Genomic DNA, 19,151 nt, shown 5'->3' on the forward strand with positions numbered 1-19,151 from the left:
ATCCAGGGAGGAGCGATGTAAGAGTTTCTAGACATGATGTCAAAGTCGCGTTACTCTGACCATGTCAAGAATTCTGTACACCCGAGAGGTCGACTGTGACGCACGAGGAGAAACGGGCCTGGATCATGCTGGTCGTCAGCGTGGTCGCCTACGTCAGCTACGCTGTCGTCGTCCTGGGCCGGGTCGACGGCGGGCCGCTGTCCGCCGTGCCGTACGCCGGTGCTCTCTTATGGACGGTCGGTGGTGCCATCGTCGCGAACATCGCGGTCGAGATCGCGATGGGGATCGCGAACCCGCGGGCATCACGGGTCAAGGATGTGCGCGACAAGGAGATCGGACGGATCGGCGAGCACGTCGGCCAGTCGTTCGTGGTCATCGGCGCGGTGTCGGCGATGCTCATGGCGTTGGCCGAGTGGGACTGGTTCTGGATCGCCAACGTCGTCTACCTCTGCTTCGTGCTGTCGGCCGTGGTCGGCGCCCTGACGAAGGTGATCGCCTACCGCAAGGGCGTCCCGCAGTGGTGAAGCCGACCCGCGTCACGAACAGCATCCGCGCGCTGCGCTTCGCGCACCACGAAATGACCCAGGCCGAGCTCGCCGAGCGGATCGGCGTGACCCGGCAGACCGTCATCGCCATCGAGCAGGGCCGGTACTCGCCCTCGCTGGAGATCGCATTCCGGATCGCCCACGCGCTCGGCGTGCGGCTCGACGACGTGTTCCAGTACCCCAACCCCGAGGAGACAGCGCCGTGAAGGCCATCGTCCAGGACACCTACGGCTCGACAGACGCGCTACGGCTCCGCGACATCGACGAGCCGACCGTTGGCGACGACGAGGTGCTCGTCCAGGTACGCGCGGCCGCGATCGACCCCGGAGTGTGGATCTTCATGGCCGGCCGACCATACCTGGTGCGTCTGGCGAGCGGGCTGCGCCGACCCCGGGTAGCGGTGCGCGGCCGGGATCTGGCCGGGGTGGTAGCCGCGGTCGGTGCCCGGGTGACCGGAATTCAGCCAGGCGACGAGGTGTACGGCACCTGCCTGCGCGGATCGTACGCCGAGTTCGCGAGCGCACCGGCGCAACGACTGGCACGCAAGCCGGTCAACCTGTCGTTCGAGCAAGCCGCCGCGGTGCCCGTCTCCGGGATGACGGCACTGCAGGCGGTGCGTGACAGTGGCGCGGTGCGCCCGGGTGCCCGGGTGATGGTGATCGGCGCGGCGGGTGGCGTCGGGGCCTTCGCCGTGCAGATCGCCAAGGCGTACGGCGCGACGGTGACCGGCGTCTGCGCCCCGACCAAGACCGATTTCGTCCGCGCCCTCGGCGCCGACGACGTCCTCGACTACACCCGCGAGGAGATCGACCGCGACGGCCCGGTGTACGACGTCGTCATTGACACCGGCGGTGACCGCCCCCTGTCCCTGTTGCGGCGCGCGCTCACCTCGCACGGGACGCTGGCCCTGGTCGGCGGCACGTACTCCAAGGGCCGGCTGCTCGGCGGCTACGGCCGGCAGATGTTCCGTGCGCCGCTGCTGTCCATGCTTGTCGGTCAGCGGCTGCGCAGCGTGACCGCGGTGGAGCGCGCCGACGACCTCGAAGAACTGCGGGAACTCATCGAGTCCGGTGCGCTCACCCCGGCGATAGACCGCACTTATCCTCTTGCGGAAGTACCGGATGCGATCCGGCATTTCGCGGAAGGGCACCCGGCAGGAAAGGTCGTCGTTACCATCTGACCCGCGCCACGCGAAGGGGTGATCGGATTCGCGTAGCCGGACCCGGACACCCGAAGAGTCCCGATCTCGTCGGCGCCGCGCGGGCATGGGCATCTACCCATACCCGCGGCGTCAAAGGTCCTACGTCGACAGCAACGAGAACACGTTGCCGTTCACGCCGCCGCCGGGTAGGGCCGACCAGGCACTACCGTTCCAGCGTGCGATCTTGCTCGCCGGCTGCCCCCCTGCGTTGTCGAAGAAGCCGCCGACGACGAGGAAGCCCGCGTGGGGGGTCACCGCGAACACGCCGTCGTCCGTCCCGACACCGGAGGGACCGGAGAGCGCCGACCAGGTGGAGCCGTTCCACACCACGACGTTGTTCACCACGGCACCGCCTACCCGGGTGAACTGCCCACCGGCGACGAGCAGCCCGTTGTAGACGGTGAAGTCGCGGACATCGCCGTTGAAGCGACCACCCGGCTGCCCGCCCAGCACCGACCACTGGCCATTGAGACGCACCGCCACGTCGTTGACGCTGAAGTTGTTCTCGCTGTAGGCCCGAGACGCCACCAGCGCGCCGTTGTAGTTCTCCACGGCCAGCACCGTGGCACCCTCGATCGGCTGGCCCACCGACGACCAGGTGCTGCCGTTCCACGCGGCGATACTGTTGGCGGCCACCCCACCGGCGGCCGTGAACAAGCCCGCGACGACGAGCTTGCCGTCGACAACGGTCAGGTCCCACACCGGCGCGCTGATACTTCCTGCGTACTCGGTGCCGACGCCCGACGGGCCCGGCAAGGCGAACCAGTCGCTGCCGTTCCATCGGGCGATGTTGTTCACGGTCACCCCACCGGCGCGCGGAAAGGCTCCACCGACGTACAGGTCACCGTTGTAGACGGCCAGCGAAGCGACGAACCCGAGCGGCCGGACCACGACGCCGATGGCCCCACTCGATCCGACCAGCGGCTCCCAGGTGGTCCCGTTCCAGCTGGCGATGCCGCTGACCACCACGCCGCCAGCCTCCATGAACGAGCCGGCGGCGATGAGCTTGCCGTTGTACATGGTCATCGCGTCGACCGTCTCGTCGGCACCCTCGCCGTTGGGGCCGGAGAGCGCGGACCAGTCGACTCCGTTCCAGGCCGCGATGCTCGTGGCACCTGTCCCACCGGCCTGGGTGAAGTTGCCGCCGGCAAAAAGCTTGCCGCCGGGAATGGCGTTCGAGGCCGCCGCGGCGCCGGAGAAGACCATGGTCCCGGCGACCACGACGACGAGACCCAGCACTGCCTGCCCCACCGCCCGCAGCAGACGGCGGGCAGCACGGCCCGACGTCGGTTTCTTGGACACCTTCACGCAATCCCCCGATCCTCGGAAACGGCACAATGCCGCTTCCCCGTAAGGTGATGGAAGCCGTGATGCCACGGTCGCCGCCGCGTTTCCGCCAGCAGCCCTTCATATCGACACACGGCTAAGTCTTGCCTTGGCCCGAGTCAAGCAAGTGCTGGCGTTGCGCGTCAAGCAAACAACCGCGTGAGCCACGTCTCTGCCCGACAGAGATCGGCCAAGCCGACGAGACCGGTGGCGACTCATCCAGCAACAGGCTCAACGGTTCGTTAAAACTCCTGCAAACAAAAACCCTCAGGTCGGTAAATCCTTTGTCATCATGGCGCAATTTCTTCGTGTGCGGACCACTCAGCCATCAAGATCATGTAGCTCTGTCACCCCGTCACCGATCCGATGCCAACTGCGGCGACGCTCGTTTCGGTTAGAGCATGTCTTCAGCCAGATGCGGTAGGACACGAATATGCTGGTCATGTCGTAGTCAGTAGTGGCTGGGGCTGCACGGTTCGCCCCGAGAACCACCAGAGACGGACAAGGGCTCGACAGCGGAGAGGTGAGCGGCGTGGAAGGCGGCTGGCGCGCGCACCCAGACGCCGTCGACGACCGGATGGATCTTCCCCCTGTCGAGCCCGGCCGGGTCGTAGGCTTAGGCGCCATCTGCGATCTGAGGCCGCAGCGCCCCGGTGAAACGGACTCACGGAGCTTCTCCGTCAGTGAGTTCGCCAGGCTGGAAGACGGCCGGCGCGTGATTCTGCACAGGGATCGAGGCTTCACCGTCGGCTGGAGATCAACCGGCGATCCACGCACTGGCGGTGTCCCGATTGGCGAGACCCGGGACAGCATCGCCCAAAACGTGCTGAACGTCGTGCTCCCCGACGACGATGACGGCACCGAGGACCACCCCTTGTCGTGGCTGGCCGACCTCGCTCGGGCCCGCGGCCTGAATGTGACCGCGCAAGACCTGCGAGGCCTCCCCTACGAGGTGGTCATCACCGACAAAGTGACCCAGTGGCTCGCCCCTGCCTGAAGCTCGACTGCATCCAGATCCAGCCAACAATGTGAACGACACAGCGGTGTCGACAACTCAGCCTGACTGGATCACCGGTAGCTGGCAGCGAACCCACCGCAGGGCGAACCCCAACCGCGAGTGCGCCCCCACGATGCTCTGCGACCAGCTCACGAGAAGACCCGCCCCAGCTTCTGCCGATCCGGCAGCCTCGGCGTACCCGCCGAACTGATCTTGCCTACCGGAACTTCCGAGCGTTGGTCCTCAAAGGTCCGATCGGCGGCCAAGCGCCGCCGGGCGGGTGGGGGAGAACCTGTACGGAGCCGTTGACCGTTGAGGCCGCACATCGGCCCCACGCTCGGGTCCGACACGCAGGAGCGCCCGCTGCGTCGGTCATCCTCGAGCCTTGCGCACCTATGCTGTGCCTCGGCCGGGAGGTGAGCGACAACCGCGTACACGCTTGACAGGCCCCGACGGTCGCAGGAGGGTTCGTGCAACGTCAGCCGCTGGTCATCGCCGTCGCCCAACCACGGATCACGCCGTACGACATCGTCTCGAACGCGGCCGTGCATGCCGACACGGTCCGGGCCGCGCACGCGCGGGTGGTGGTCTTTCCCGAGCTCTCGCTGACCGGGTACGAGCTGGACGCACCGGCGATCACCACCGACGACCCGAGGCTGACGCCGATCGTCAAGGCGTGCGCCGACAGGGGGACCACCGCGCTGGTGGGCGCGCCGGTACAGGGTGAGGCAGGTCGCGAGCACATCGCGATGCTGGCCATCGACAGCGTCGGCCCGCGAGTGGCCTACCGGAAGGTGCACGTGCACGAGTCCGAGGAACGGTTCAGCCCCGGTGACGGACCCGCGGTGCTCGAAGTGGACGGCTGGCGGCTGGGCCTGGCGATCTGCCGTGAAACCCGCTTCGCCGAGCACGACGCGGCCACCGCGGCACTCGGCATGGACGTCTATGTCGCGGCTGTCGTCGACCATGCCCGCGACGCCCACGTGTCAGCCGAGCGGGCTCAGCGGGTCATCGCCGACCGCGGAGTGTGGGTCGCCACAGCGAGCTTCGCCGGCCCCACCGGCGGCGGCTTCGACCAGACGGCAGGCGGCTCGGCGATATGGGCGCCCGACGGCGGGATCCTCGCGCAGGCAGGACCGGAACCCGGGAAGATCGTACGGGCCACCCTGCGCGACTATGCCTGAGCCGGAGTTGGAAAAGTACGGGCGAAGCACTCCGACTGGAGGGCACCGGCGTAGGGGCCGAAGTTGTCGATGCGCTCACAGCCTTCCCGCTGGTAGAACCGGATCGCCTCGGGCTGCAACGTTCCCGTTGCGAGCACCAGCCGACGCACGCCGGCGGCCTGGGCGCGCGCTTCGAGATTCCGCAGGATCTCGGTGGCCACCCCGGCGCCGCGGTACGCCGGGTCGACGTACATTCGCTTGGTTCCCTGCGTGGCGAGTTCCGCACGGCCTGCCACACCTCGAGACGCGCCTGTGGATCGAGCCCGGTAGTCGGTTCGTCGAGGAAGATCACTGGCGGATCCCCGATGAGGCTCATCGCGATGTCGAGGCGGCGGCGCATCCCGCCCGAGTACGTCGACACCTTCCGGGTGGCCGCGTCAGTGAGCGCGAAGCGGGCCAGCAGGTCGTCCGCGATCCGGCCCGGATCCCTCAGATGCCGCAACCGGGCAACCAGCACCAGGTTCTCCCGCCCGCTGAGGATCTCCTCGACCGCCGCGAACTGTCCCGTCAGACTGATCGACTCGCACCTTCGCCGCCTGTGTGGCGACGTCGAAACCGTTGACCCTGGCCGCTCCCGCGTCGGGTTTGAGCAGCGTGGACAGGATCCGCACGACCGTGGTCTTGCCCGCCCCGTTCGAGCCGAGCAGAGCGAAGATACTGCCCCGCGCCACGTCGAAGTCCACGCCGCGCAACACGTGCAGCTGACTGTATGACTTCTCCAGGCCCTGGACCTGGATCACCGGCCCGGCTGTCTGGTGAGAATCTCTGGACATGACGCCAGGATGCAGGGTTGACGCTGCGTCAAGGTCAGGTCTGGCAGCAAGGCAGCTCGTCCGCGTGGATGCCCGGGGCGGCTGACCCGCGGCTCTCGTGGTGGGCAAATCCGGTCGGGTACGACGGCGCGTTGTCTGATTCGTTCAAGACTGCTGCGCCGGCCGCGTGATGGTCTCGGACCGAATTCCGACTGATCTTCTGGGAGCCGCAATGAGGTTCGGTTACGCCATCGTGTACGTCTCGGACGTGGTCCAAGCTGTCGACTTCTACGAGCGAGCGTTCGGGCTCGCTCGCGCGTTCGTCCACGAGTCGGGCGATTTCGCCCAGCTCGATACCGGCGGCACAGCGCTTGCCTTCACCAGCCACCGGCTCGGGGCGAAGGCAGTGCCAGTCCCCTACACCGCCCTCCACCCATCCATGCCACCGGCGGGGCTCGAGTTCACCTTCATCACCGATGACGTCGCCGGCAGCTTCGCCCGCGCGGTCTCGGCGGGTGCCACCGCCCTGGCCGAGCCGCACGACACCGCCTGGGGTCAGGTGGTCTCTTATGTCAGAGACCCCTACGGCGTCCTCGTGGGAATCGCCTCGCCGGTCACCGGATCCTAACCCGCCGAGCCCACTCCACATGATCAGCGCCACTGGGAGCACCGGCCGCCCGACCGAGGCGCACCAGCACCTCCGTCACACCGAATGTGAGACAGGGGTTCTTTTACAGTTCCCGCGCTGCCTGGTGAGTGAATCAGCGCAGCCAGCCCGGCTGGATCCGGCCCGACTCGTATGCCCACACGACCAGCTGGGCGCGATCTCGGAGGTCGAGCTTGGACAGGACCCGGCTCACGTGGGTCTTGGTGGTCGCATGGCTGATCAGCAGGCGCTCCGATATCTCCTCGTTGGACAGTCCGGCGGCTACCAGGTCCATGATTTCGGTCTCGCGGACGGTGAGGCTCGCCAACTCGGCCGCCGGTGCCGGCGCAGCCAGCCGAGCGGCCACATCGGCGATCAGACGGCGGGTGACCGAGGGGGCCAGCAATCCGTCGCCTCGGGCCACTACCCGCACGCCGTGGATCAACTCGGTGGGCTCCATGTCCTTGACGAGGAATCCACTCGCGCCGGCGCGGATCGCGCCGTACAGATAGTCGTCCTGTTCGAAGGTGGTGAGGATTACGATCTTGACGGCGCCGAGTCGCTGGTCCGAGACGATTCGCCGGGTCGCCTCCAGCCCGTCCAGCGTGGGCATCCGGATATCCATGAGCACCACGTCGGGGCGGTGTTCCGCGGTTAGCCGCACCGCCTCGATGCCGTCGCCGGCTTCCGCCACCACCGTCATGTCGGGCTCACCCTGCAGGATCGAGCGGAAGCCGGCCCGGACCAAGGTCTGATCATCCGCGAGGAGCACCGTGATCATGCCGCACGGCTTCCGGTCGGCGTTCGGACGGACCACGGTAAGCGGCGGTGCGGTGACGTAAACCGGGTACGGCACATGGTGACCATTCTATGAGCCCTTCCACGCTGGCCTTGCAGCTCAGGGCAGGTGCGGCGAGCCCAGATAGAGAAGAGGACCAAGATTTTGGTAAGACGGCAGTCGACCGGGATCCGTGCAGACCTTTTTACGGCCGTAGAATGCACTTCTACAGCCGTAGAAGGAGGTGGTGATGGCGCGGACGGCAGTGGTCATCGGAGCGGGCATCAGCGGGTTGAGCGCAGCCATCGGTCTGCACCGCAAGGGCTGGCAGGTGACCGTGCTCGAACGTGTCGCCGCCTTTCGGCCGGTCGGGGCGGGCTTGGTCCTTCAGGCGAACGGGCTGCGCTGTCTGGACGCGCTGGGCCTCGGCGCTGTCGTGCGGGAGCAGGGCCACGACGACGTGTCGGGTGGTGTCCGCAGACTCGACGGCCGGTGGCTGGCCCGCATCGAGGCTGGCGGACCGGAACGCATCCTCGGCACGTCCGCGATCGGCATCCACCGCGCCGCCCTCCATGAGATCCTGCTCGCGGCCCTGCCAGCCGGCGTTGTGGTGACCGGCGCCGAGGTCCGTGCCGTCACCACGGACGGCGCCGTCAGCTATCAGAACCAGGACGGACCGGTCCAGGTGAACGCCGATCTGGTAGTGGGTGCCGACGGCATCCACAGCAGGGTGCGCAAGCTGCTCTGGCCGGAGGCCGCCGCCCCGGTACCCATCGGCGTGACCGCGTGGCGCGGGGTCACACCGGCCTGGGACGGCGACCTTGTCGTCGCGATCAGTTGGGGGCGGGGTGAAGAGTTCGGCATAGTGCCACTGATCGACGGTCGGGTCTACTGGTACGCCGCCGTCAATGCCGCACCCGGCGGATCGGCCGCCGACGGGCCGGCCCGGGTCCGCGCCCGGTTCGCCAACTGGCACGACCCGATCCCCGCCCTCATTGCCGCGACCGGCAGCGTCCTACGCGACGACCTGGCGTGTCTCGACAAGCCGCTCAGGACATACGTCAAGGGTCGGGTCGCCCTACTCGGTGACGCCGCGCACCCGATGACACCCAATCTTGGCCAGGGTGCCAACCAGGCGCTCGAGGACGCCCTCATCCTTGCTTCCGTCGCCCATCGACCGGATGGGCTGACCGCCTTCGACCGGCAGAGACGTCCGCGCAGCCAGCAAGTGGCGAAGGCTTCCCGAACGATCGGCCGCTTCGGCCAACAACTGGACAACCCCATCGCCGTGGCAGCCCGCAACACCATCATGCGGCTGACCCCGCCGCAGCTGGCATTGCGCTCGATGGCCCGCTACGCCGACTGGCGACCGCCACCGCTGGCGGATCAGGCATGACCAAAGATCACCGTTCGGGTCCGCGCTGAGTGTCTCCTGGATCCCAAACGTGGTCTACCCACATCTGAGCACCCACCGCGCCAGTACGTGCCCGGCTGCCTACAGTAGTCACCATGCGGCCCCCCGAGTGGACGCCGATGCGGCGCGACATGGTGCTGGCGGCGCTGGTCCTCGTCCTGGATGTCGGCACGGTGCTGAACACGGATCCGGGCAGCCGTCCGCTGTTTCCGGTCGGCTGGGCGCTGCTGGTGCTCAGCGCCGCCGCGCTGGTTCTGCGCCAGCGCTACCCGATTCCGATCCTCGTCCTGAGCAGCGTCTGCGCCCTGCTCTACTACCCGCTGGGCTTCCCCGACTCGCCGATGGCCCTCTCGTTCATCCTGACCCTCTATGTCATCGCCCGCGACTGCTGGCGCCCGGTGTCCATCTGCGCCGCCCTGGTGCTGGCGATCGCCTTCCCGCTGGCGCCCGTCGTTGTTCACCAGTTGGCTGTTGAGGCAAGTGAGGCGCCGCAGACGCATACCGCAGTGGCCATCGGCGTGATCCTGCTCCTCACGATCGCCGCCGGCGAGATGGGCCGCGACCGGCGTGAGCGTGTCGTCGCCGCCGAGCAACGGGCCACTGAGGCGGAAGCGACACGAGAACAGGAGGCGTGGCAGCGGGCCACGGCGGAACGCCTGCGCATCGCGCGGGAGCTGCACGACGTCGTCGCGCACCAGATCTCACTGATCAACGTGCAGGCCGGTGCCGCCCTGCACACCCGCGACGAGGGTGGTGCATTCGCGGCGCTGGAGGCGATCCGCGCCGCCAGCAAGGAGGCGTTGCGCGAGGTCCGAGCGGTGCTGGGCGTGCTACGCCAGGTCGACTCGGAGGACCAGGTGAGGCCGGCACCGTCGTTGTCCCGGTTGTCCGAGCTGGTTGCGCACAGCGAGGCATCCGGTCTGCCGGTCCGGCTGACCGGGGACAGCGAGGTGCCGGCCCTGCCTGCGCCGGTCGACCTAACCGCGTACCGGATCGTGCAGGAGGCGTTGACCAACGCCGTCCGGCACGGGCAGGCAAGCACGGTGTGGGTGGATCTCCGGCACACCGGCACCGACATGATCATTGAGGTCGAGAATGATGGGACGACCCGGGCGGATCCCCTGCCGGTGCGACCTGGCAACGGCCTGCTGGGCATGACGGAGCGGGTCGCGGCCGTCGGCGGAGAACTGCATGCGTGTCCCACCACCGGCGGAGGTTTCCGGGTACGAGCACGGCTACCGGTGGCACTCCCCGAGGACGGCACCGGCTGACCGTGCGGCAGCTGAGCCCAGCCCGAGGCCGCGCCGAGTCGTCAGCAGCCAGTTGCCGACCAGGCCGACCACGAACGGATCTTCCCGGGCACGGCGCCGAAGCCCACTCACGCCATTACTGGATGCTCTGAACGGCCATCATGAATACACCTCTGGTCGCACCGAGCAGATTCGACGTACCTCTGAGGTTGCAGGTTGGAGCTCACGGAATCGGGGGCATTTCGGGGACGCTGCGGCGATCGATCCGCGCTGAATCCTGTAACCATTGTTGATGTGAAGCGTAGAAGCATTCTCCTCCTTGCGGCCCTGTCCGGTGCGGCCACCACCGGCGTGGCCTGTGCCTGCAGCGGCGGATCCGAGGACGATGGCAGCGACAGCCCTTCCGGCGGCACGGCCGCCTTCGACAAACCGCTGCGCATCCCGCCGCTCTTCATGCCAAAGGTGGACGCCGACGGCGTGAAGCAGTTCACGCTGACCATGCAGAGCGGGGGCCGCTCGGAGTTCCTGCCTGGCAAGACCACCGAAACCTGGGGCATCAACGGCGCCTACCTCGGTCCGACGCTGCGGGTGTCCCGCGCCGACCGAGTGCGCATGCGGGTCACCAATCGGCTCGGTGAGACCAGCACCCTGCACTGGCACGGCATGCGCGTCCCGGCAAAAATGGACGGCGGACCGCACCAGATGATCGAGCCCGGCGCCACCTGGAGCCCGGAGTGGACGGTCGATCAGCCGGCCATGACCGGGTGGTACCACCCGCACCTGCACGAGAAGACAGCCATGCACGTCTATCGCGGCCTGGCTGGCCTGATCATCGTTGACGACCCGGAAGATCCGGGCCTGCCCCGCGAGTACGGCGTCGACGACATCCCCCTGATCATCCAGGACAAGAAATTCCAGCGCGACGGCCAACTGAACGTGAGCGACGTGGAGGGCGGCACCTGGGGGGTGCTCGGCGACAGCATCCTGGTCAACGGCACGCTCGGCGCGCAGTTCAAGGTCACCACGCAGGCGGTGCACCTCCGGGTCCTCAACGCCTCCAACGCCCGGGTGTATCGCGTGGGGTTCGCCGACAACCGCACCTTCCACGTGGTGGGCACCGACGGCGGACTGCTGGAGCGGCCCGTCGAGGTCGACCGGGTCAAGCTCAGCCCCGGCGAACGGGCGCAGATCGTGGTGCGGTTCGCCCCCGGCGAGCAGGTCGCTCTCAACAGTATCGGCGAGACGGCGCGAGAGGCCGGCGACCCGGAAGAGGACAATTACCAGCTCATGAAGTTCGTCGCCGCACCGCACCTGGCTTCCTCGGCTGCGCTGCCCACGGCGCTCGGTGGAGCACCCGCCACCCCACCGCCGGCCGGCGCCCGGGTGCGCACCTTTACGCTTTCCGGCTCCGAAATCAATGACAAAGAGATGGACATGACCCGGATCGACGAGGTAGTACCAGCCGGTGCGCACGAGATCTGGGAAGTCAACAACACCTCGTACGCGCACAACTTCCATATCCACGAGGTGCATTTTCGGATCCTGGAGATGAACGGCGCGCCGCCGCCGCCGTACCAGCAAGGGCCGAAGGACACCGTCTTCATGGCCAAGGGCGCAGAAGCTCGGCTAGCGGTCTCATTCGGCACCCACGTCGACCCTGTGTCACCGTACATGTACCACTGCCACATCCTTCGGCACGAGGACAAGGGCATGATGGGCCAGTTCGTCGTCGTCGAACCGGGCACCGAGGATCAGGTCCCGCGCACGCTCGCTGCCGGGGCCAAACATCACCACGGCTGATTCCACCGCGCAGGGATGCGACAGGCTGCGCTTGCCGGCGACCGCGATCGCGAAACACCCTGGCGCTGGCCGGTCCACCCTCTACCGCGCGCTGCAGCCCGTCGACGACGAGTTCGCCGACGGCCGCGGCGCCGCCCGCGCGTTCGAGAACGTCGCGCGGGTGGTCGGGCCGGTCGGCGATGCCGTCACCGCCACATGCCGAATACCCGACGAATCCGGTTGACGACAGTCGATGCCCTTTCAAGCCGCGCACGACGTCTGACAGTGTGCAATCGCCAGGGAACTCAGTGGACAGGGCGGGCCGAGGGCGATGACGAAGCGTTGGTTGGTCACAGGATGTTCGAGTGGACTCGGTCAGGCTCTCGCGGCCCGGCTCGCCGCCGAGGGCGAGCAGGTGGTGGCGACGGCTCGGCGGCCGGAGACCCTGGACGGGTTGGTGAGCCGGCATCCAGACAACGTGGTGGCCGCCGCCCTGGACGTACGGGATCCGGAGCAGTGCGCGGCAGCCGTCGAGCGGGCGGTGGACGCCTTCGGCGGCGTCGACGTCCTGGTCAACAACGCGGCCTACGGACAGTTCGGCACCTTCGAGGAGGTCTCCGACGCGGAACTCGCCGCACAGTTCGACACCAACGTGTTCGGGCCGTGGCGGCTCACCCGCGCGGTGCTGCCGGTGTGGCGGGCGCAGCACTGCGGGCACGCCGTCTTCGTCAGCTCGGTCGCCGGCATGGTTCCCTTCCCGGGGCTCGCCGCGTACACCGCGAGCAAGTTCGCGGTGGAGGGGGCGGCCGAGTCGCTGGCCGCCGAGGCCGGGCACCTAGGAGTGAAGGTGACCATCTTGCAGCCGGGAGGCTTCGCCACCGCCTACAGCACCAATCTGGTGCTGCCGGAGCACCGGATCGCGGACTACACGCTGGTCGGCGACGGCATGCTCGACGTGGTGCGCAGCATGAACGACAAGCCGGACATCAACTCCCCCGAACTCTTCGCCGACGTGGTCTGGCGGCTCGGTCAGATGGACTCGCCGCCGCTGCGGCTGCCGATCGGTCCCGACTCGGAGACGCTGCTGAAACCCGCCTACGACGCCCGACGCAGTGAGTTTGACCAAATGATCAAGGCAGGACATCACACCGTGGCGTGAACAGGTGCGCAGATCAGCCACCGCCACCGGGGAAGTTCCGCCAGGACCGACGCGGCTACGAGAATCCAGACGGTGATCGCCGCCGGCAACGGCCAAGCCAGCCAGGATGCCACCGCCGCGGCCGCCATGTGCAGAAGCACCAGACCGATCGTCACCTGCCCCGGTACCGGGACGAGGACCTGCTCCTTGTCGCCGGGTGTCGCAAAGACCGTGGGCAGCGCGACGAGCACCACCACCGATGCCACGGCCAGCAGCACCGAATGGCCGGCGAGCGCCCACGGGGTGGCCACCCAGGCCACCAGCTCGGTGGCGAAGCGCAGCGCGGAGGCCGGCCCCGGCCGGTTCGGGGATCGAGTCACGCCTGCTTCTCGTTCTCCGCCCGGCTCTTGAGCGCCTCGTTGAACCGTTCGAAGTCCGCCACCGTGCCGTTGACGACCTTTCCGAACAGCGGCACCAGAATCCCCGAGAACGTCTCGCTCTGCACCACCCGCGTGCCTCCGCCGTGCGGGGTGAGGACGAACAGGTGCTCCCCGTCGAAGACCCCGGGCAGGATCAGCCCGCCCAGCCAGCGCAACTCGGCCGCCTCCCGAGCCGCCAGGACGCGCGGCTTGAACGACATCGGACGGCCGGCAACCGGGAACATGCGGAGGTTCAGGGTGCTGCCGACCCGGGCCTCACCGGCCGCCTCCCGGATGAAGGGATTCCACTGCGCATAGCGTGGAAAGTCGGTCAGCACCTCCCAGACCCGCTGCGGCGTCGCGTCGACATCCACCTGCGTCGAGATTTCGCGCATTGGTCTCCCTTCAAGAGTTCGATCATGACATCCCAGTGGATCAGTGGGAGGACCTTGGATCAGGTGACCCTTGCAGTCGGCGATGACCTGCACGCTCACCCGTGGCGCTTGGGCGCTCCGCAGCGGAGCGTGGTTGCGATGATCTCCGAGCTCTCGGCGTGCAGGGCCTGCGCAGCCGTCTGCCCGGTCGCCGCCAGGTAGGTGTCGACCAGCCGGTTGCCGGCGGCGTACCCGGCGCCCATCGGCAACCCCACGGGCCTGAGGCCGAAGCGCTCGGCGCTGGGGTCGCCGTGCACCCAGGCAGTGAAGTTGTGCATACCTGTCACGTCGAGCCCGGTGAGCACCTTGGCGAAGACCTCGTCGTCGTGCAGATGCGGCACGCCGATCCGGGTATGACCAAGCTCATCGCCGTAGAGTTGGCGGGCGAAGGCGTCGGCCAAGCCCTCGGAGACGATGTGGTCCCCGACCGTGACGGTCGTCGGATCCCACACGATCCCGCCGGGGCCGAACCGCAGGTTGTGGTTGAGTTCGTGCACGGCGGTGGCCTCCAGCCGCTCCACGTTCTCGGGGAAGGGCCAGAGCGTGATCACGATGTGGCCGGAGATGCCGCCGAACCCGGTCACCCCATGGCAGTGCCCCATGAAGTGCTCGTCACCCGGATCGCCGAGCACGAACAGCACGGTGATGTCCGGGGCCTCCAGCCCCGGATTCGCCTCCAGCAGTACGGCGAAAGCGTCATCCAAGGCGCGTTGCATCCGCTCCCAGGCCCCGGCCGCCGCCAGGGTTTCGAGCGCGTCAAGGCAACGCGCCTCATCACGGTCGATGGGGAACCCGGAAGCTTCCCGGTGCATGGCCACCAGGTCGACCTCGCCGGGGTAGTAGCGGTACATGCCCCTGGTCGGCTCCAGCATGGAACGCAGCAGGTCAATGCGGTCCGCGACCGGGGCAAGCACAATCCGTTTCATGGCAGAGTAGGTGTCAAGAACAGTGATCGACATGGCCTCGATGCTAGGAACTGACGTAGCGTCAGGGTCAAACCAGCGGCGCTCTTCGTCGAGGTACGGCCGGCATGCCGTCACCGGGCCGTCATGACCGACGGTTCGCCGTTGCGATGGACTCATGCAAGGTGTTCAGCCGGTACGGTGCCCATACCTGCCGCGCGCAGTGTGACCTGGGGCCCTTGCATTTGAGGTCGAACCCCACGACGAATGGCAAACCGGCGACCGCCGCCACCTCACCGAAGGCACCGCGGCCCCTGCTCACCACGCCACCAGCCCCGACCATCACAAACGAACCCGTCGCCGCCACGTCAGGGCACGACGTTGCCAAAAGCGTAACCCATCGGTTACGCTTTTGGTGTGGACGAGGTAGCGGCCGCCATCGCCGATCCGGTGCGGCGGGAAATACTGCTGATGCTGCGCGACGAACCACTCTCGGCCGGGCAGATCGCCGACCGGTTCGCGATCAGCCGGCCGGCCGTCAGCCGCCATCTGCGCGTGTTACGTGAGGCCGGCCTGGCGCGCGACACGGCCGATGGACGTCGGCGTGTCTACACGCTGGTCACCGCGCCGCTCGACGAGTTGGCCGGGTGGCTGGAACGGCTGATGCGCCCGTCTGGCTGGCAGCACCACCTCGATGCACTAGAGACCGAGGTCTACCGCACCCGCCGCGAGCGGCAGACGGCAGCCGGGCGGCACCCATCCCAGAAGGAGACCGCATGAGCCCGACACCCACCGGCCGACTGTTCGGCAACGACCTCGTGCTGACCCGCACGTTCCGCGCTCCGATAGCTGACGTCTGGGCGAGCCTCACCGATCCGGCGCGTACGGCGCGCTGGTTCGGCCCCTGGCAGGGCGACGCCGCGCCGGGACGCACCATCAAGGTCCAGATGGTGCACGAAGAGGGAACGCCCTGGATGGACATGACCATCGACGCGTGCGAACCGCCGCACCGGCTAACGGTTTCCGCCGTGGACGAGCACGGCAGCTGGCACCTGGACATGGCGCTCGTCGAGAGTGCGGGCGTGACCGAGCTGCGGTTCACGCAACACCTGACCGGCACGGAGGGCGTCGGCGAGGTCGGACCGGGCTGGGAGTACTACCTGGACGCTCTGGTGGCCTCGCACGTCGACCAGCCGGCACCGAACTTCGACGACTACTACCCGGCGATGAAAGAGCACTTCGAGGCTCAGCGATAGACACAGCGCATTAGTCCGCGGCACTCAGCACAGGGTCGGATGCCGCGTTGCTGTCAGGCGACGTCGTAGATCAGGTGCCGACCGATACGAGCAGGTAGGAGCGTTGGCTGGGATGCTCTACCGCGGTGTGGGGTGTTCGGTCTAGGCGGGCGACGAGGTCGATGCCGGCTTGCGCCAGGGCCGCCGTCTCCGCCGCCGGGTCGAGGAAGCGGAAGGTCAGGTCGACGGGCTGGTCCCACCAGTCGGTCAGGGTCTTTGCCTGCCCGGGCTGGGTGTCGGTGTCGCTGGTGTGGAAGCCGAGCAGGGCGTGTCCACCCTGGCGCAGCACCCGGGCGAACTCGGCGTAGGCGGCGTTGCGCCGGGACCCGTCGAGGTGGATCACCGCGTACCAGCAGAGGATTCCGCTCACGCTTCCGGATTGGATGGGCAGCGCGGTCATGTCCGCCGCGGCATACGGCAGCGACGTGGTGCGGCGCGCGATGGCGCACATCCTCGGTGACAGGTTTGCCGTGCAGCTCGTCGCCGATCTCGGCGGCGTAGCGCTCGGCCACCAGGTCGTAGCTGCGGCGCGTATCGGCAGCCTCTGCCGTGTGCGCGGCGGATGTCCTCGTCATGCCGGTCTCCGTTTCGTTGCGGGATCACCTCGGCGCCGACGGGTGCGAACCCGGTGGGGAGGAAGGCGAGCAGGGACCGACCGTTGCCTGGTGAGACAGCGGCGAAGACGGGTTGCCCGTCAGGGACGCAGGCGGTCAGCTCCGCGATTCGCTCCACCACCAGATCCCGGTGCTCGCTCAGCGGCTTTCTTCGAGGTCGCGGCCGCCCCGAACGCCCCGGCCGTGACTGGTTTCGACCCAGGGCCGACACAGTCGTCAGGTGACGCCTTTCGGCGGCATGATTGCGTCGCTGTGGTGTTCGGCCATCACGCGTTAGGCGGCGAGTTGCGCTCGCAGTCCCCACCGGTCGATCTGGATCCAGTACTCCGCGATCCTGCCGTCGGCGACGCGGTACACACAGCTGGTTACCTGGATGATGGGCTGGCCTGTGGGCAGCAATCCGTTGACGCTTCCGACGTGCGCTCCGTGCTGGGTCCAACGCGCGTACACCTTGTCGCCACTGCCGAACAACTCGTCGATCTCCAGACGGAACGGCCCGTAGGCCGTGAGCATCTCCTCGACATGCTCGGCGTACTCCTGCGGAGTACGTGTGATCGTCGCCGGGTCCTCAGCCTGCACCTGATGAGCGATCACCGTGGTCGTCATCAGCCGGTCGGCTTGTCCGGGATCGGCCCCCGAGCGAACGACCTGCAGAAACTCCCGGACCACCGAAACTGGGTCATGGATCATGGATCGATTGTGTCCCACCTGATCGTTTCGGCATGGCGGAGCCTGCGGTCTGTGCGTGCCGTCACCGGGTGACAAAGCCCTACGCCTGACCGGCGTCACCGACATCGCCACCACCGACCGACACCACGCCCGCGACAGCAACCGACCACTGGCACTTCCGGTCGGATCAGCCCGCCCGGCTCGTTCTCGTGTCCGCCCCACTCGCCGAGATCACGGGCAGCAAGGGGGCGGTCGGCGAAGCGCGAGAGCTGTCCGGCGTCGGCGACCCGGCCGCCGAGGCGGCCGTTGCGCTGGCCGAGGCAGCGGTGATCGCGGACGCCTACGGCGCGGTCCAGGGAGACGCGGACAACACCGCGCAGGAGACGGTCGCCTACGCCGAACGGGCTGTCGAGCTCGCCCGGCGCGCGGGCGACCCGGTGGCCGAGTCCGCCGCCCTCGACGCGCTCTCCGGCGCCAGGAGTTGGGCCGGTGATCCCTTCGGCGCCGCAGCTGCCGCCCGGCGACGGATCGACATCCTGGCTGCGATACCGCGCACCCCCGCCAGTACGCACGAGCAGATGGACGCCCTCGCGATGGCCGCCGGAAACGCCCTCGGCGTAGGGCAACTGTCCCAGGCCCGCCAATGGAGCAGACAGCTCGCCGACCATCCACTGCTGGCCGAGGCAGGTCACCACGCCACATCATGGCTCCTGGTCACCGAGGCGTTCGTCGGTCATGCCAACGCCGTGCTGACCGGCAGCGCGAGATTCCTCGACGCATGGGAGCAGAGCGGCCGGCAGCGGTCGTTCGTGCTCGGGCCCGGCTGCCGCGTCGGTCGCGATGATCCATGGCCTGCGTGGCGATCACGACGCTCGGGCGACCTGGCTCGCGATCGCCGACCAGGCGGGCCCCGTCCTGGACCACCGCCATGGCTACGGCGCGGTCTTCGACGCCATGGTCCTGCTCCATCACGGGGACGCGGACGCGGCGCTGGAACGGCTGGCGCCGGAGCCGGATGAGGTGTGGAAGTGGGTCTGCTGGGTCTGGCTGCACTGGTACGTGGCACTGCGGGCGGAGGCGTCGGTGCTCGCCGGACACCCGGATGCCCGGGACCGGGTCGACGCCGCCCGCAGCGTGGTCGCCGGCAACCCGGTCGCCACCGTCCAGCTGGACCGGGCAGAGGCACTGTTGGACGGCGACCTGAGGCGACAGCTCGCCGCGGCAGCGGCGTTCGACGCGGCGGGCTGCCCCTACCAGTCGGCGCGCACACTGCTACCCGTCGGGAACGGCCAGGTCGCCGAGGGCACGGCGGCACTCGCCGACCTCGCCCTCACGCCGGTAGCCGTCGGGTAGCCGCAGCGCCAGCCACGGCAGGGGCTGGCCGAGCACCGTACCCGTGATGCCTTTTGCCTGGTTGGCCACCGCCCAGCAGACGTAACCCACCACGCCCAGCGTCACGCTCAGGCCCGTAGCGACCAGCCATCGGGCCGGAGCCGCGGCGATCGGAGTGCCACGGCGGATCCGGCGGATGACGGCTGCGGCGGGCCAGCTTGCCAGCGCCGCCAGCAGCAGCGCGAACAGCCCGAATCCGAGGCCCGTCAGCGGGGTCACCGGCCAGCTGTCGATGCGCTGGGTGGGCAGGGCGTCGGCGCTCGACGGAGGAAGATTGCCGCTGGTGACGTCGACCAGCCAGGAGGTCATCAGGTCGGCGTACCCGGGCAGCAGTTCACCGAACGAGTACCCGCCCAGCTCAGGGCCACCGATCCGGT

At 68.2% G+C, this 19,151-nt stretch carries 24 protein-coding genes and 1 pseudogene; 14 read left to right on the plus strand and 11 right to left on the minus strand.

Annotated elements, in window-relative coordinates; genetic code table 11:
* Window positions 1-95: 95 nt before the first annotated feature.
* The 3 genes from E1182_RS03180 to E1182_RS03190 are packed head-to-tail and all read left to right on the plus strand — an operon-like array spanning window position 96 to window position 1,725.
* Window positions 96-524: a hypothetical protein gene (locus E1182_RS03180; RefSeq protein ID WP_132261101.1), complete on the plus strand. Its 429-nt coding sequence runs from the start codon at window positions 96-98 to the stop codon at window positions 522-524.
* Window positions 518-751, plus strand: a complete 234-nt coding sequence (locus E1182_RS03185) for a helix-turn-helix transcriptional regulator (RefSeq protein WP_132261102.1) — start codon at window positions 518-520, stop codon at window positions 749-751. Before E1182_RS03180 ends, E1182_RS03185 begins: the two co-directional genes overlap by 7 nt.
* A complete protein-coding gene (locus tag E1182_RS03190) occupies window positions 748-1,725 on the plus strand; it encodes an NAD(P)-dependent alcohol dehydrogenase (RefSeq protein WP_132261103.1) in 978 nt (325 codons plus the stop codon). Before E1182_RS03185 ends, E1182_RS03190 begins: the two co-directional genes overlap by 4 nt.
* 120 nt (window positions 1,726-1,845) lie before the next feature.
* Here the strand turns inward: E1182_RS03190 and E1182_RS03195 are convergent, their stop codons facing one another.
* A complete protein-coding gene (locus tag E1182_RS03195) occupies window positions 1,846-3,048 on the minus strand; it encodes a hypothetical protein (protein ID WP_132261104.1) in 1,203 nt (400 codons plus the stop codon).
* Window positions 3,049-3,604: 556 nt separating this feature from the next.
* Here E1182_RS03195 and E1182_RS03200 point away from each other — a divergent pair.
* Complete coding sequence (locus tag E1182_RS03200; RefSeq protein WP_207921245.1) at window positions 3,605-4,069, plus strand: hypothetical protein; 465 nt, start codon at window positions 3,605-3,607, stop codon at window positions 4,067-4,069.
* 470 nt (window positions 4,070-4,539) lie between these two features.
* A complete protein-coding gene (locus E1182_RS03205; RefSeq protein ID WP_132261105.1) occupies window positions 4,540-5,253 on the plus strand; it encodes a carbon-nitrogen hydrolase family protein in 714 nt (237 codons plus the stop codon).
* Here E1182_RS03205 and E1182_RS31560 read toward each other — a convergent pair.
* On the minus strand, window positions 5,244-5,486 hold the full coding sequence (locus E1182_RS31560) for a GNAT family N-acetyltransferase (protein ID WP_371687507.1): 243 nt from the start codon (window positions 5,484-5,486) through the stop codon (window positions 5,244-5,246). The genes E1182_RS03205 and E1182_RS31560 overlap by 10 nt on opposite strands.
* Before the next feature lie 26 nt (window positions 5,487-5,512).
* Window positions 5,513-6,065: pseudogene (locus E1182_RS03210) on the minus strand (ABC transporter ATP-binding protein); the annotation flags it as partial.
* Between the two features lie 211 nt (window positions 6,066-6,276).
* On the opposite strand from E1182_RS03210, the gene E1182_RS03215 reads away from it, so the two are divergent.
* Window positions 6,277-6,672 (plus strand): VOC family protein, encoded by a 396-nt coding sequence (locus tag E1182_RS03215; RefSeq protein ID WP_132261106.1) that lies wholly within the window; start codon window positions 6,277-6,279, stop codon window positions 6,670-6,672.
* 133 nt (window positions 6,673-6,805) lie between these two features.
* Here the strand turns inward: E1182_RS03215 and E1182_RS03220 are convergent, their stop codons facing one another.
* Window positions 6,806-7,471 (minus strand): response regulator transcription factor, encoded by a 666-nt coding sequence (locus tag E1182_RS03220; protein ID WP_132261107.1) that lies wholly within the window; start codon window positions 7,469-7,471, stop codon window positions 6,806-6,808.
* Between the two features lie 247 nt (window positions 7,472-7,718).
* Here E1182_RS03220 and E1182_RS03225 point away from each other — a divergent pair, with 247 nt between their 5' ends.
* From E1182_RS03225 to E1182_RS03245, 5 genes are all read left to right on the plus strand, one after another.
* The gene (locus E1182_RS03225; protein ID WP_132261108.1) at window positions 7,719-8,864 is read left to right on the plus strand and encodes an FAD-dependent oxidoreductase; all 1,146 of its coding nucleotides are present in this window, start codon (window positions 7,719-7,721) and stop codon (window positions 8,862-8,864) included.
* A gap of 113 nt (window positions 8,865-8,977) precedes the next feature.
* A complete protein-coding gene (locus E1182_RS03230) occupies window positions 8,978-10,153 on the plus strand; it encodes a sensor histidine kinase (RefSeq protein ID WP_132261109.1) in 1,176 nt (391 codons plus the stop codon).
* Between the two features lie 273 nt (window positions 10,154-10,426).
* Window positions 10,427-11,932, plus strand: coding sequence for a multicopper oxidase family protein (locus E1182_RS03235; RefSeq protein ID WP_207921246.1), 1,506 nt, complete (start codon window positions 10,427-10,429; stop codon window positions 11,930-11,932).
* A gap of 31 nt (window positions 11,933-11,963) precedes the next feature.
* Complete coding sequence (locus tag E1182_RS03240; RefSeq protein ID WP_132261110.1) at window positions 11,964-12,155, plus strand: hypothetical protein; 192 nt, start codon at window positions 11,964-11,966, stop codon at window positions 12,153-12,155.
* Window positions 12,156-12,257: 102 nt separating this feature from the next.
* Window positions 12,258-13,070 carry an SDR family oxidoreductase gene (locus E1182_RS03245; protein ID WP_243706000.1) on the plus strand — a complete coding sequence of 271 codons (813 nt, stop codon included), beginning with the start codon at window positions 12,258-12,260 and terminating at the stop codon, window positions 13,068-13,070.
* Here the strand turns inward: E1182_RS03245 and E1182_RS03250 are convergent.
* From E1182_RS03250 to E1182_RS03260, 3 genes are all read right to left on the minus strand, one after another.
* Window positions 13,055-13,429: a hypothetical protein gene (locus E1182_RS03250; RefSeq protein WP_132261112.1), complete on the minus strand. Its 375-nt coding sequence runs from the start codon at window positions 13,427-13,429 to the stop codon at window positions 13,055-13,057. The genes E1182_RS03245 and E1182_RS03250 overlap by 16 nt on opposite strands.
* Window positions 13,426-13,863: an SRPBCC domain-containing protein gene (locus E1182_RS03255; RefSeq protein ID WP_132261113.1), complete on the minus strand. Its 438-nt coding sequence runs from the start codon at window positions 13,861-13,863 to the stop codon at window positions 13,426-13,428. The genes E1182_RS03250 and E1182_RS03255 overlap by 4 nt, the downstream gene beginning before the upstream one ends.
* A 95-nt stretch (window positions 13,864-13,958) precedes the next feature.
* Window positions 13,959-14,942, minus strand: a complete 984-nt coding sequence (locus tag E1182_RS03260; protein ID WP_207921247.1) for a DUF2268 domain-containing protein — start codon at window positions 14,940-14,942, stop codon at window positions 13,959-13,961.
* Window positions 14,943-15,221: 279 nt separating this feature from the next.
* On the opposite strand from E1182_RS03260, the gene E1182_RS03265 reads away from it, so the two are divergent.
* Window positions 15,222-15,584 carry a metalloregulator ArsR/SmtB family transcription factor gene (locus E1182_RS03265; RefSeq protein ID WP_132261114.1) on the plus strand — a complete coding sequence of 121 codons (363 nt, stop codon included), beginning with the start codon at window positions 15,222-15,224 and terminating at the stop codon, window positions 15,582-15,584.
* The gene (locus E1182_RS03270; protein WP_132261115.1) at window positions 15,581-16,060 is read left to right on the plus strand and encodes an SRPBCC family protein; all 480 of its coding nucleotides are present in this window, start codon (window positions 15,581-15,583) and stop codon (window positions 16,058-16,060) included. Before E1182_RS03265 ends, E1182_RS03270 begins: the two co-directional genes overlap by 4 nt.
* A 70-nt stretch (window positions 16,061-16,130) precedes the next feature.
* Here E1182_RS03270 and E1182_RS03275 read toward each other — a convergent pair whose 3' ends face one another.
* The 3 genes from E1182_RS03275 to E1182_RS31565 form a co-directional block, all read right to left on the minus strand.
* The gene (locus tag E1182_RS03275; RefSeq protein WP_371687508.1) at window positions 16,131-16,640 is read right to left on the minus strand and encodes a class I SAM-dependent methyltransferase; all 510 of its coding nucleotides are present in this window, start codon (window positions 16,638-16,640) and stop codon (window positions 16,131-16,133) included.
* A 346-nt stretch (window positions 16,641-16,986) separates the two neighbouring features.
* Window positions 16,987-17,403, minus strand: a complete 417-nt coding sequence (locus E1182_RS03285) for an ester cyclase (RefSeq protein ID WP_132261118.1) — start codon at window positions 17,401-17,403, stop codon at window positions 16,987-16,989.
* A 95-nt stretch (window positions 17,404-17,498) separates the two neighbouring features.
* A complete protein-coding gene (locus tag E1182_RS31565; protein ID WP_132261119.1) occupies window positions 17,499-18,077 on the minus strand; it encodes a hypothetical protein in 579 nt (192 codons plus the stop codon).
* Window positions 18,078-18,222: 145 nt separating this feature from the next.
* Between E1182_RS31565 and E1182_RS31570 the strand changes: the two genes are divergently transcribed.
* Entirely contained in the window at window positions 18,223-18,735 is a 513-nt protein-coding gene (locus E1182_RS31570) for a hypothetical protein (protein ID WP_132261120.1), read from the plus strand.
* Here E1182_RS31570 and E1182_RS03300 read toward each other — a convergent pair.
* On the minus strand, window positions 18,655-19,083 hold the full coding sequence (locus tag E1182_RS03300) for a hypothetical protein (RefSeq protein WP_132261121.1): 429 nt from the start codon (window positions 19,081-19,083) through the stop codon (window positions 18,655-18,657). The two genes, E1182_RS31570 and E1182_RS03300, sit on opposite strands and share 81 nt — an antisense overlap.
* Between the last annotated feature and the right edge of the window lie 68 nt (window positions 19,084-19,151).

The organism is Micromonospora sp. KC721 (assembly GCF_004348355.1).
Classification (GTDB): Bacteria; Actinomycetota; Actinomycetes; order Mycobacteriales; family Micromonosporaceae; genus Micromonospora.

What these genes read in the sequence shown, in the direction of transcription:
- E1182_RS03270 (WP_132261115.1), top strand. Translation starts at nt 15,581, where the DNA reads ATGAGCCCGACACCCACCGGCCGACTGTTCGGCAACGACCTCGTGCTG.
- E1182_RS03285 (WP_132261118.1), bottom strand. Translation starts at nt 17,403, where the DNA reads ATGATCCATGACCCAGTTTCGGTGGTCCGGGAGTTTCTGCAGGTCGTT.
- E1182_RS31560 (WP_371687507.1), bottom strand. Translation starts at nt 5,486, where the DNA reads ATGTACGTCGACCCGGCGTACCGCGGCGCCGGGGTGGCCACCGAGATC.
- E1182_RS03225 (WP_132261108.1), top strand. Translation starts at nt 7,719, where the DNA reads ATGGCGCGGACGGCAGTGGTCATCGGAGCGGGCATCAGCGGGTTGAGC.
- E1182_RS03230 (WP_132261109.1), top strand. Translation starts at nt 8,978, where the DNA reads ATGCGGCCCCCCGAGTGGACGCCGATGCGGCGCGACATGGTGCTGGCG.
- E1182_RS03255 (WP_132261113.1), bottom strand. Translation starts at nt 13,863, where the DNA reads ATGCGCGAAATCTCGACGCAGGTGGATGTCGACGCGACGCCGCAGCGG.
- E1182_RS03300 (WP_132261121.1), bottom strand. Translation starts at nt 19,083, where the DNA reads ATGACCTCCTGGCTGGTCGACGTCACCAGCGGCAATCTTCCTCCGTCG.
- E1182_RS03215 (WP_132261106.1), top strand. Translation starts at nt 6,277, where the DNA reads ATGAGGTTCGGTTACGCCATCGTGTACGTCTCGGACGTGGTCCAAGCT.
- E1182_RS31570 (WP_132261120.1), top strand. Translation starts at nt 18,223, where the DNA reads ATGATCCATGGCCTGCGTGGCGATCACGACGCTCGGGCGACCTGGCTC.
- E1182_RS03220 (WP_132261107.1), bottom strand. Translation starts at nt 7,471, where the DNA reads ATGATCACGGTGCTCCTCGCGGATGATCAGACCTTGGTCCGGGCCGGC.